Origin of the sequence: Heyndrickxia camelliae, from assembly GCF_002844575.1 — a bacterium.
Lineage (GTDB): Bacteria > Bacillota > Bacilli > Bacillales > Bacillaceae_C > Margalitia > Margalitia camelliae.
Genome location: NZ_PIQO01000010.1, coordinates 23,762 through 35,916, shown reverse-complemented (window position 1 = coordinate 35,916; position 12,155 = coordinate 23,762). Strand labels below are relative to the sequence as shown.

Below are 12,155 nucleotides of genomic sequence, written 5' to 3'. Positions count from 1 at the left end.
CGACATTTTTTAGCAGTTAATATTTTCAATGAAAATTTATAAAGCTCCAAGTGGAAAAGACAAAAAAAGAGGCCGATGGATACCATCCCAAACCCCTTTAATTAAAGCATTTATTATAGTTTTTATTAGTCATACAAAATTACTTCAACGCATTTCCCCTACCACTTTCACTCTTAATCTCGTGGCATTTTCCGGATGATAGGCCAGCGGAGTTTCTTCTACTTCCACTAATTCTATCGTTTTCGGTACTGCTCCAGCTAATTCTGCTTGATTCACTGCTTTTTCTTGCGCGTCTTTTAATGAGTCCTCACGTGATTCTCTTGAATAAATATAGATTTGTTCATATTGGCCACTGATTTGAGCAATGGATGCACCAATTGCATTAGCTACATTCCCATTCTCTGGTTTTATGATATCAGATACCCCCCGAATTGTATCCGGAACAATGATGCTGCCCCCACCTACGATCACAAGCTGGACATCGTCTGAAGATGTTTTCATTTTATCAATAGCATGCTCGATAATCGACGAAATTTCTAATAAGACGTCAATAGCAAACTTCTCATCAATATGCTCTACTAAACTCTTATCGCCTACTTCAGCCAAACCTAGCCGGACAGCGATGTCCGTAGTGGTGAGCGTTTCACCTCCAAAGACCAGTGCTTCTTGACCGATTCTGTATCCTACACTATCCGGTCCAACTGTGATTTTGCCATTGTTTACTCTAACAATGCTTCCTCCGCCTAATCCAACTGAAATAATATCAGGCATTCTAAAATTAGTACGGATATCCCCAACTTCTACAGCTACAGAAGACTCCCTAGGGAATCCGTCTTGCAAGACTCCTATATCAGAAGTCGTTCCACCGACATCTAGTACCATGGTATTTTTGACTTGTGCTAAGTAGGAAGCACCGCGTATGCTGTTGGTTGGCCCGCATGCAATCGTTAAGATTGGAAATTGTTTGGCATAATCAATCGACATCAGTGTTCCATCGTTCTGACATAAATACACCTCCGCGCCGAAGATTCCTTCTTGTTTCAATGCTTGTACAAATCCTTTTGTTGTAGTTTCAATAACCTTACATAGGGCTGCATTTAAAATCGTGGCATTTTCACGCTCAATCAATCCAACTGAACCAATTAAAGAAGAGCAAGAAACCGGAAATTCTTCCCCATATACATCTTGTATAATATCTCGAACTCTGAATTCTTGATCATTTTTGATGGAAGAAAAAACACCAATCACTGCGATGGACTCTACTTTATCTCTCCATTCCTCTAGAAGCACCTTAATTTCAACTTCATCCAGTTCTCCTAATAATTGTCCATCGTATTCATAACCGCCATGTACCAACGCATAATTTCCTGATAGTTTTTCAATAATATCTTGTGGCCAGGCTGTGTATGGAAGAACAGAAGCTGTTGCAGGGTAACCTAGACGAATCACTCCGACTCGGGCTAATTTTTTCCTTTCTACAATCGCATTTGTGCACTGAGTTGTCCCTAACATTGCATGAGTAATTTTCGTTTTATCAATGTTTGCTTCTTTTAATAATTGTTGTAAGGCTGTTTCAATACCTGTTTTTATATCTAAACTAGTTGGCGATTTCACACAATGAACCAAGCTATGATTCGCATCTAAAATAATGGCATCTGTATTTGTACCGCCAACATCAATTCCAAGTTTATACATGTTCTGCTACCACCTTTTTCACCAATTCCTCCATTGGAACATAGTCATAGTCATATCCAAAATATCTTGGACCAGCTGTTTCGATTCCTTTTTCTGTTCTCCATTTTTCATGAGCAGGCAGCCCAATCACCCGAACGCGTTTTCCATATTTTAAACTCTCCGTAGTAACCGGTAATAAAGTTTCATAATCTACTAGACAAAGTAAATCTGGAGTCATCGCAACCACTTGATCATTTTTTTCTGCAATCAGATTTTCATTTTGAAAATGGACTTTCATTTTTTCGTTTTTATAGCCTTCCATCCCTTCCAGATTTATTTTTCCGAGATTAAATCCACCTTTTGTTTCTCGAATTACATCTACAATTTTCCCTTGGAATAATTCATATCCGGAGACCAATTTTAGCAATTCCTGTAGCTTTTCTTTGGCATCTCTATTTTTTGCAGAAATTATTTCACCAATTTTTTCAGATAGGGTAATGATATGATGAACTCCACTCTGCTTGAGCTGGCCACCTGTTGTAGGATACAAACTAACCAAAGCACTTGCTCCCATTTCAACTGTTGCAGTTCTGGCTAACCGTTCAGTCCATTTATTATCAATCGTTTCAAATATCCCGATATTCCCTTTTTCATCTGTGATTGCCATCGGTGTAGCTGATATCCCATCTAAATGAAAGGTCACCATTTGCAGTTCCGGGAATGCCCTTCCCATTCCATCACAGTCAATGAGAGGTAACCCCAGCTGTGCTGCTACCACAATGGGAATCATCGAATTTACTCCTCCCGCTTCCATTGGATATGTCCCTGCAATCTTTTCTTTCCCTAGATACTTAGCTAGCTTTTGAAAGACTTTAACAAATTCGTCCCCTTTTGGAAATTTTTCTATTAAAACAGAAGGCGCCCCCATCATTGCTGCTGGAATGAAAAAATCTTCGTCTTCAATTTCATCGACTGAATACAACTTTACTGGTCCATTTTTTTCAATAGCAGATAAAGCCATCAGCTTCCCAATATAAGGATCTCCTCCTCCGCCTGTTCCTAAAAAGGCGGCTCCAATTGCAATATTTTCTATAGCATCTTTATCTAAATATCTCATCTATTTTCCTCCAACATAATCGTTTTTTGTACAGATATACGATATCCGAAATAATAAATAACAAATGAAATGACAATCCCAATTAAGGGCTGATTAGGTACTTGAGGCAAACTAGGGAAAAGGGATAGAACTACCGGAATACTTGCAATGATTGCTCCTACCAGCCATGAAAAAACACCTAAGCGATTTACGCCTTCAACCTCTTTCCAGCTATTTTTATCCCCTTTATTCATCACCCAATACGAGGCAACCATGACACCCGCAACTGGTGGAATCATCGCTGATAATATCGACATAATAGGTGTAAAGTAATTTAAAATACCTACCACTGCAAGGATTGTTCCAATCATCCCAGCAATTCCAACCGCCATTTTTTCTTTAGCCTTGGAAATGTTAAATACATTAATTAAGGCAATACCGCCTGAGATTGCATTCACCAAATTGGTTTTCCATGTAGCTAAGATTAAAGCAATACCACCAATGAAGGGAGTGGCAATATTTAAAAAGACAGCTGTAATATTACTTGTTTGATAGGCAATCGTTAAAATAGCTCCTACTCCAATCATGAGTACACCAGCTGGAATAATTCCAAAGATGGCTGCTTTCCAAACATCTGAGCGCTTTTTGGAAAATTGAGAATAATCACCAGCTATTACTGCCCCCAATGCAAACGAACCAATCGTCACTGCCAATCCATCCATAAAGCTCATATGTCCTTTAGGCTTAAAGTGTTGAATTACCTGTAAATGGTCCCCTGTCAAGGTTTGGACTAAACCAACCACACAAATGATGACTAATAAAGGTACAGCAATATAACTTAATGCGCGCAGCACTTTCATTCCGTAAATAGCGGAGATAACCATTACCAATCCGCTGCAGAAAGAAGCTAAAGGAATGGGTATTATAATGTGGTACGTTGCCAACAAGTTAGCTACCGCCTCTCCACAAACATTTGCTTGAATTCCAAACCAACCTAAGCAGGCAATGGCCAAAATAATCGATAAGATCGTCCGCGAGCCTTTTTTACCAAAGACCTGTCCAGCAACCTGAACGGTAGGCCTTCCTAAATCACTGCTTTGAATTCCTTGTAAAATCATAATGAAAACGACAATCGAATATCCAATAAAAGCTACGAATAAAGCCTTAAATAAACTCATGCCAGAAATAAGGGTATTTCCTACTAAAAGACTTGGGATGCAAATCATTGCTCCTGCCCAGATTATTCCTAGACTATACCACGATTGATACTTGCCTTCATTTCTCATTTTTTGCCCCTCCTTTGTTTCTTGATTTTTCTTATTATAAAAGAATGCAGGGACACAAGTCTTTTTCAAAAATAAAAAAAAAATCCGCAATTTTGTCATTTCCAACAAAACTGCGGATGATTCTAACCGGTAATTAATCGATAAATCATGCAGGCTATATATACATCATAGAATTCTGAAAATACTGTTACATCATATCCAATTAGTTCACTAATTTTATTAATTCGATACTTCACGGTATTTTTGTGAATATATAGGAATTTCCCACACTTGTCAAAATCTCCATTTGCATCCAAAAGAAAAGTCATCAAAGTTCTTAATGACTCTTTATCATTTAAAATCGGAGCAATGACGGAAAAGCATTCTTCAATCATTTCTTCTCCCTGTTTACTCAAATCAATGGCTCGCTTCATCGACCTAATTTCAGCTGCTGTAAATAACTTACGCATAGGATAGATAAGATGCACTTTCTCTCCCACACTATTTACCAATTGATACATGCGACGTACATCCTGAGTGTTTCTCATCTTTGGAGAATATACAACTTCAGATATTTGAGAAATATAATTCGTCGATTCAATAAACTCGGCAGCTATCTCAAACTCATGATATTTATATAAACAATTCCCTAAAAGAACAATGATGCAATCATCAATGATTTGAATCACTCTAGTGCTATAATACTTCGAAAGCTGCTCCTCCAATTCTTCTCTTATAGCTTTTTCTTCTGTAAGATCATTAATATAAACCATCCACATCATTTGAATAGCCGAGACATTGATATGAAGCAAATGACCTAGTCTGCGCATTTTTTCGCTTTCATCATTTATAATCGCTTTTACTAAAGCATATTCACTTATTTCTGCATGTTTGTCTCCCCATAGATTAATCGCCACTTGCACAACTTCACTAATTTTTTCAATAGTCTTGGCAGGCAATTTTGTATTCTCCTTAATAAGAAACAAGTAAAGCATCTCTCCATTTTTTTGATGAATACTCTTAAATTCAATGAAACACGCTGGAGTAATTCTATCTAAGCTGTGATATTCCTTTTTACTATTTTGGTTGGTTTGCAAATAATCCTCAATCACTTTGGCAACATCTAAAGTTGAATTTCGCGGCCACATTACTTGGTTTACAATCTCGTAATGAGTATTAGTTAAAAGAATATTAGCCTTGAGGCGATCAGATAACATTTTAAGTGTAATTTCAACACTCTGAAGATGTTCTGGCAATAAAGACACCTTTTCTAGAGTCTCTTTCACAAAGTTATCATTCACTGTCTGATTACTCACAATCGCCTCCATCACTTCATAAATTACTTCATTATAGCGAAGAGATATATCATTTTTAGGCATACAAATGATTATAAACCCTTGGGAGTCTGCTAATTGCAGCACCTCCTCCGGTATGTCCGGCAAGACAATTCCCACATAATATAAAATGAGACCTAATTCTCCTAGATCATGCAGGTGTTGAATCGTTTCACATTGTTTTTCTACACTATCTCTTATGGAATAAAAAGAGCTAATGACTAGCTCCTCTGCATACCACTCTTCTTGAACAGTTTGGATAATCTCAGAGAAAAAATCGACATTCGAAACCTCTAACACAGATAAAGATGAAACGGTACGATTAAGATTATCTTTACCAGTTAGCACTTCTGCACCTCTTAAGGATGGCAATTGCAGCAAATCTTTTACCGTTACCCCAAAATTATTCACCACCACTTCTGCACTATTTTACACGTATCGATTCTTAATCACATTAACTCTATATCATCTATTAGCGCATCTACATTTTCTTTCTTTGTAGCCCAGCTTGTACAAAATCGAACTATCGTTTCATTTTCACTTATCTTACTCCAAATCTCGAAACCATATTTCTTTCCTAAATAGTCCAGTTGCCTATTCGTTAAAATCGGAAATTGTTGATTCGTAAACGATTCTCCGAATAATTTGATCCCTTTTTCTTCAAATGCTTGCTTTATTTTTAAAGCATAGTCCACTGCGCTTCCACAAATTTCATAATAAAGATTTTCTTCAAAAAGAACATCAAACTGGACACCTAATAGTCTACCTTTGGCAAGAATACCGCCGCGTTGTTTCATGATGTACCTAAAATCTCTTTTTAATGAGTCTGAACATATGACAACAGCTTCTCCAAACAGCGCTCCACACTTTGTGCCGCCAATATAGAAGACATCACATAAACTCGCAATATCCTCCAGTGTCAAATCATTATTTGGGCTTGTCAGAGCATAGCCTAATCTAGCTCCATCTAAAAATAATGGAAGCCCTAGTCTTCTGCAAACCTCGCTTAAAGATTCCAATTCTGCTTTCGAATAAAGAGTGCCATTTTCAGTAGGATTAGAGATATACACCATCCCTGGTTGCACAACGGATTCATGCATTGGATTATTCCAGTGTTCATCGTATAATTCTTTTACTTGTTTCGCCTGAATTTTCCCGTCTTCACTTGGAAGGGTCAATACCTGATGACCAGTAGCCTCTATGGCACCTGCTTCATGTGTGGCTATATGCCCGGAAATTGCACTTACCACCCCTTGATGCGGCCGCAGAATGGCTGCAATAACAATAGAATTGGTCTGGGTTCCCCCCACAAGAAAATGAACATCAATATCCTCTCGTTTACAGGCTTTCTTTATTTTTTGGATGGCACTTTTAGAATACTCATCGTTACCATATCCAGAAGTCTGTTGAAAATTTGTATCTATTAATTTATCTAATATTTTTGGATGACATCCTTCTAAATAATCACTTTGAAAATTAATCATTATATTCACCCCAAGTCAAAAATACATATATCCTGAAAATTTCAAGTATTGATTCTCAAATTTTACTACTGTAATGTACCAAATTGCAAAAATTACTTTTTATCATTGCTTCAAATCATAAGAATATGAAAGACCCCATGGATATTAACCCATGGGGGATACAATATATGCGAATATTAAATTTGACTTATAAAAATCATGAGCCAATTATAAATGGAAGGATCCGAAATATTTTATACATCTTATACCTTATTGATTTACTAATCTTCTAAGGTTAGAATTTTTCCCTTTGCATCATAAGAGGTTACTTTTATCGGCATATTTACTTTCGCTTTAGGGAAAGTAGCATACCAAAACCACAGATTTTTACGGATAAGAATACGATTTGGCTGGATATTTTTTTCACTATTTATTCGGATGCTCTTAACTTTATCAGTAGCAAATCCGCTTAACATCGAAAATTTTTCTTTTGGTACACTATCTGCCTGCCAGGTGATATACCCTCTTTCCGCTAATTCCTCTTTAAACTCCTGAAAATCCAAAGCATGAAAAGCTTTCTTTACCTTCGTGAAATCTTTATTAGTAAGTACCGGCATAACTCCTATATCATTCTTGCAAAATACTAATTTTGACTTCACATCGATAAATTCGATTTTAGCAGGAACATCCGATTGCTTGGAAAGCTGCGCACAAAGCTTTTTCTCAAAATTGGTAGGACTTACTTTGATTGTCGTATTGTTTTCTGCAGTAATATTCGTTTTTTCTTTTGCTTCAGTAGTGGGACGCATTACCGTAAAATAAAGTGCAACAATTAACACTAACCCAAATATAGCCAGTAATAGTTTTTTCATCATTTTCGGTTTTCACCCCGCTTTCTACAATAAAATCTTCATACTTATATCATAAACCATTAAGTTTCATTCAGGGATTTTATTTATGCAAAAAATTTTGAGTATATTGTCATTTGTATGGAAGTCGAGCCATAATAGTACTTTTTAAGGTATAACCGTTTAAAATTTCTGATAGCATCATTTTTCTCGTGTCAATTCCCTTCCATCATATGCAATTTGAAAACGATTGTTCTTTACCCTTATAAACTGGGTTGTCAATATTTAAAATGAATAAACAATCTAGAGGATCCATTCAAAAACTACACTTTGTCTTTCGGATTTCTGTGATTCTTGAGAGCATATCATTTTCCTTAACTTCTAGACCATAGATAATCCTCATACTATTTAACAATGTAATATTAAGGAGGAGCTGAATGAATCACAATTCAAAACCGTATGTTGCACCTATTGATCCTTACCGTCCATTTCAAAACAACACTTACTACTCGCATATGGGGTACTCTTTTAACGATTCTTTAGGGGCAGGATTACCGTTATTTAATTCTCATGACTATTCCCATCATTCAAAAAGGCGTGTCCATCCGGGTAACCCTTCTCCAATTCACGGATATTCTATCCATTCTCCGTTCATCCGTAAAGGAGGAGAAATCTTGCCACATGACCGTTTGCCTGAACAAGGCATGTTACCTAAAAAAGCATACGAAGCTATCCACAATGATATTGCTCTTGATGGCAGTCCCCAACTAAATCTTGCAACATTCGTTACAACTTGGATGGAGCCTACAGCAAATCAATTATATACCGAAGCATTTGACAAGAATTTAATTGATAAGGACGAATACCCAAAAACCGCGGAAATAGAGGAAAGATGTATCCGAATATTAGCGGATCTTTGGCATGCGCCTCATCCACATACTACCATGGGGGTGTCTACAACTGGATCATCAGAAAGCTGTATGCTTGGGGGTCTTGCATTAAAAAGGCGCTGGCAAAACGAGCGCAAGAAACAAGGGAAACCAATCGACCGGCCAAATATTGTTTTTAGTTCAGCTGTTCAGGTGGTATGGAAAAAGTTTGCAAATTATTGGGATATTGAGCCACGATATGTCAACATTTCACCAGATTGTCCTTATTTGGATCCTAAAGGTGTACTCTCTTCCGTAGATGAAAACACGATTGGTGTCGTAACAACACTTGGGGTAACTTATACCGGCCTTTATGAACCAGTGGAACAGATTGCAAAGTGCCTAGACGAGCTTCAATCCAGAACAGGACTTAATATTCCCATACATGTAGACGCCGCTTCAGGTGGATTTATCGCCCCTTTTCTTCAGCCAGAAATAATCTGGGATTTCCAGATAGAGAGAGTAAAATCGATCAATGTTTCCGGGCACAAATATGGGCTTGTATACCCAGGCATAGGCTGGATTATTTGGCGAGAAGCTGAGGATCTTCCCGAGGACCTTATCTTTCACGTATCTTATTTAGGAGGTAATATGTCCACGTTTGCTCTAAGTTTCACCCGTCCAAGTGCACAAGTACTCTTGCAGTACTACAACTTTCTCCGTTTAGGCAAAGAAGGGTATTATGAGATTCAAAAGTATACGCAATCTGTTGCATTATTCCTTAGCAATGCAATTCAAAAAATCGAGCACTTTGAACTCTTGACAGACGGCTCCCACCTCCCAGTATTAGCATGGCGCTTAAAAGAGGGACACTCGTCCCATTGGAATCTATATGACTTGTCACGCACGTTACGTACATTCGGCTGGCAAGTGCCTGCTTATCCTCTGCCACCGGATATGGAAAATGTAACAATTATGCGCGTCGTTGTTCGGACTGAATTTTCAATGGAGTTAGCCCAAGTATTCTTGATGAACCTTATAGAGTCAATTACCTATTTAGATTCCATGGATAGGCCTGTATCGAACGAAACAAAACACCATATTGCATTCAAAAAGGGCACACCTTTTAGTCATCCCTTTGTGCGCACCTAGTTTTTAAAAAATAATACTGGACAAAAATATAACCGTAGTTACGGTAACCATACTAAAAATTGTAGACATTAATACTGCCTGTGCCGCATATTCTGGGTGATTCCCGTATTCTAAAGCAAAAAGCGCACTGTTTCTTGAAGTTGGAAATGAACTTGCGATAAACAATGCCTGTGCAGTCGTACCTTCCAATTTTAAAATAAAAATGATAGCTAATGCTATGCACGGAGAAAGAATTAATCGACCGAATAAACTTAGGATTAACGGTAAGGAAAAGCGGCTTATTTTAATATAGGCACTTTGTGCACCTAACGTAATTAAGGCTATCGCTAGAAACGCATCTGAAACATTTTCGATGGGAGTCCACAAAAAGTTTGGGATTTTAACATCAAAAGAATGAAGAAGTAATCCCAATAAAAACGCATAAATGACAGGGTTCTTTAGGAATTGTTTTATAGCCTTGAATCCACTGTTAGCAACCGAAACAGATTTAAATAACCCGTATGTATATGTGAGCAGATTTTGAAAAATCATGACGATAATTTGATTGGATGCTCCCAACGGGCTATGTTGAAAAACTAGCTGACTAACAGGCAATCCAAAATTCCCTGAGTTGTTTAATACAATACTATTTTTAAAAGTGGAAGCGAGACTGCTATCAAATTTTGCTGTTTTGGAAATCAGGGCACTTATGAACATTAAGCAGAAACCTTGTAAAATTAGGAACCCTACAATATGTAAGAGTGTTTTTCCTCCAACATGGTTTTGATAAATATTGACAAAACTAACCGTAGGCATAAGTAAAAAGGTATTTAATTTTGATAATGTATTCATATCAAACCTAAATTTCCGATGTAACAATACACCTGCACCTACCAAAATAAATACAGGTAAAATGACATTTACTCCAATCATAAAAAATACATTCATAAGATTTTATACCTTTCCACTAAATAAAGTCCAAAAATTCCAAACTCGGAATCTTTGGACTGCATTATAAAGTTTATTTATCCAAGTCTATTATGCATTTAAAAAGGAATAATAGTTAAAATAAGGGCTACTGCAATCATCACCAGCGTTGAACCGCAAGCCCATTTTAGAAAGGAACGTTGTAAATCTCCAAAGTCTTCTCCTACCATTCCAACCAATAAATAAGTGGAAGGCACTAAAGGACTTAATAAATGAACGGGTAATCCTAAAAGGGAAGCGCGTCCAATTGCTGCCGGGTCAATTCCGAATCCGCTCGCTGCTTTTGCCAATAAAGGGAGTACCCCGTAATAAAACGCATCATTGGACATAAAAAATGTAAACGGTGCACTTAAAATAGCTGTAATGATAGCAAAGTGTGAGCCAAGGGCAGTTGGGACATGCGTGATAACTGTATTTGCCATCGCATCAACCATTTTTGTCCCTGACAAAATTCCGGTAAATATCCCTGCCGCAAAAACCATTGAAACAACGGATAATGCATTATCCGCATAGTGCATAATCCGTTCTTTTTGTTCTTTTAAATTAGGATAATTAATAGTAATTGCGATTGCAAACCCAATCATAAACAAGACAGTAGTCGGTAGCACCTCTTTAATAAGGGCTACTAATAAAAGGATGGTTATAAGATAGTTTATAATAATTAGTTTTGGACGTTTAAGGCTTGCCTCTTCTGATGTTGCAGCCATCATCGACATCGTTTTATAATCTATTTCCAAAACACCGATTCGTTTACGTTCTTTCCTACCAAGGCAATAGGCCATAAACAATACAAATAATACTCCCCCAATCATACTAGGGATTACCGGTGTAAAAATATCGCCCATCTCAAGATGAAGCGCTGTCATTGCTCTGGCAGTAGGTCCTCCCCAAGGAAGAAGATTCATAACACCAGAAGAAGATACAGCAATTCCCGCTAGAACTAATGGTTTCATGCCAATTCGTTTATATAAAGGTAGCATGGCAGAGATTGTGATCATATAGGTGGTTGTTCCGTCACCGTCCAGCGAGATTAATAATGCTAGTACTGCAGTGCCAATCGCAATCTTAACCGGATCACCTTTTACCACCTTCAAGATTGTTGAAATAATTGGATCAAATACGCCTGCATCTATCATAATACCAAAAAATAGAATTGCAAATAATATCATAATTCCAGTAGGAGCAACACTTTTGATTCCTTCAAGCGCCATTGGCCCCATGTCCTTGCCGAATCCGCCGATTAATGCAAATACCACAGGAACCACCATCAGTGCAATCATGGCAGAGAGTCTCTTAGTCATAATTAATAGCATAAAAACAATGATCATTAAAAATCCTAATAAAGCTAACATCGTCTTCACCCCTTTAGTAAGTAAATTAATAATAATCGAAATACTTATTGGTGAAAACGTTTACAAAATTAAGTTATTATCGTAAATTAATTGCTATTTTGTACATTTCGTTCACAAGAGACAAATATAATCATAG

Annotated in this window: 9 protein-coding genes; 1 reads left to right on the top strand and 8 read right to left on the bottom strand. The window is 37.2% G+C overall.

Annotation, left to right across the window (positions count from 1 at the left end; genetic code table 11):
• Positions 1–144: 144 nt before the first annotated feature.
• The 6 genes from CWO92_RS13585 to CWO92_RS13560 form a co-directional block, all read right to left on the bottom strand.
• Complete coding sequence (locus tag CWO92_RS13585; RefSeq protein WP_101354756.1) at positions 145–1,695, bottom strand: hydantoinase/oxoprolinase N-terminal domain-containing protein; 1,551 nt, start codon at positions 1,693–1,695, stop codon at positions 145–147.
• Entirely contained in the window at positions 1,688–2,791 is a 1,104-nt protein-coding gene (locus CWO92_RS13580) for an S-methyl thiohydantoin desulfurase family protein (protein WP_101354755.1), read from the bottom strand. The genes CWO92_RS13585 and CWO92_RS13580 overlap by 8 nt, the downstream gene beginning before the upstream one ends.
• Positions 2,788–4,056: a cytosine permease gene (locus CWO92_RS13575; protein ID WP_101354754.1), complete on the bottom strand. Its 1,269-nt coding sequence runs from the start codon at positions 4,054–4,056 to the stop codon at positions 2,788–2,790. Before CWO92_RS13575 ends, CWO92_RS13580 begins: the two co-directional genes overlap by 4 nt.
• Before the next feature lie 122 nt (positions 4,057–4,178).
• A complete protein-coding gene (locus tag CWO92_RS13570) occupies positions 4,179–5,783 on the bottom strand; it encodes a PucR family transcriptional regulator (protein WP_101354753.1) in 1,605 nt (534 codons plus the stop codon).
• A gap of 35 nt (positions 5,784–5,818) precedes the next feature.
• A complete protein-coding gene (locus CWO92_RS13565; RefSeq protein WP_101354752.1) occupies positions 5,819–6,853 on the bottom strand; it encodes a threonine aldolase family protein in 1,035 nt (344 codons plus the stop codon).
• A 260-nt stretch (positions 6,854–7,113) separates the two neighbouring features.
• On the bottom strand, positions 7,114–7,707 hold the full coding sequence (locus CWO92_RS13560) for a hypothetical protein (protein ID WP_101354751.1): 594 nt from the start codon (positions 7,705–7,707) through the stop codon (positions 7,114–7,116).
• A 410-nt stretch (positions 7,708–8,117) separates the two neighbouring features.
• On the opposite strand from CWO92_RS13560, the gene gad reads away from it, so the two are divergent.
• The gene (gene gad / locus CWO92_RS13555; RefSeq protein WP_235851610.1) at positions 8,118–9,701 is read left to right on the top strand and encodes a glutamate decarboxylase; all 1,584 of its coding nucleotides are present in this window, start codon (positions 8,118–8,120) and stop codon (positions 9,699–9,701) included.
• A gap of 3 nt (positions 9,702–9,704) precedes the next feature.
• Here the strand turns inward: gad and CWO92_RS13550 are convergent, their stop codons facing one another.
• A complete protein-coding gene (locus tag CWO92_RS13550) occupies positions 9,705–10,628 on the bottom strand; it encodes an AEC family transporter (protein ID WP_101354750.1) in 924 nt (307 codons plus the stop codon).
• Between the two features lie 98 nt (positions 10,629–10,726).
• Positions 10,727–12,019: a CitMHS family transporter gene (locus tag CWO92_RS13545; protein WP_101354749.1), complete on the bottom strand. Its 1,293-nt coding sequence runs from the start codon at positions 12,017–12,019 to the stop codon at positions 10,727–10,729.
• Positions 12,020–12,155: the final 136 nt, after the last annotated feature.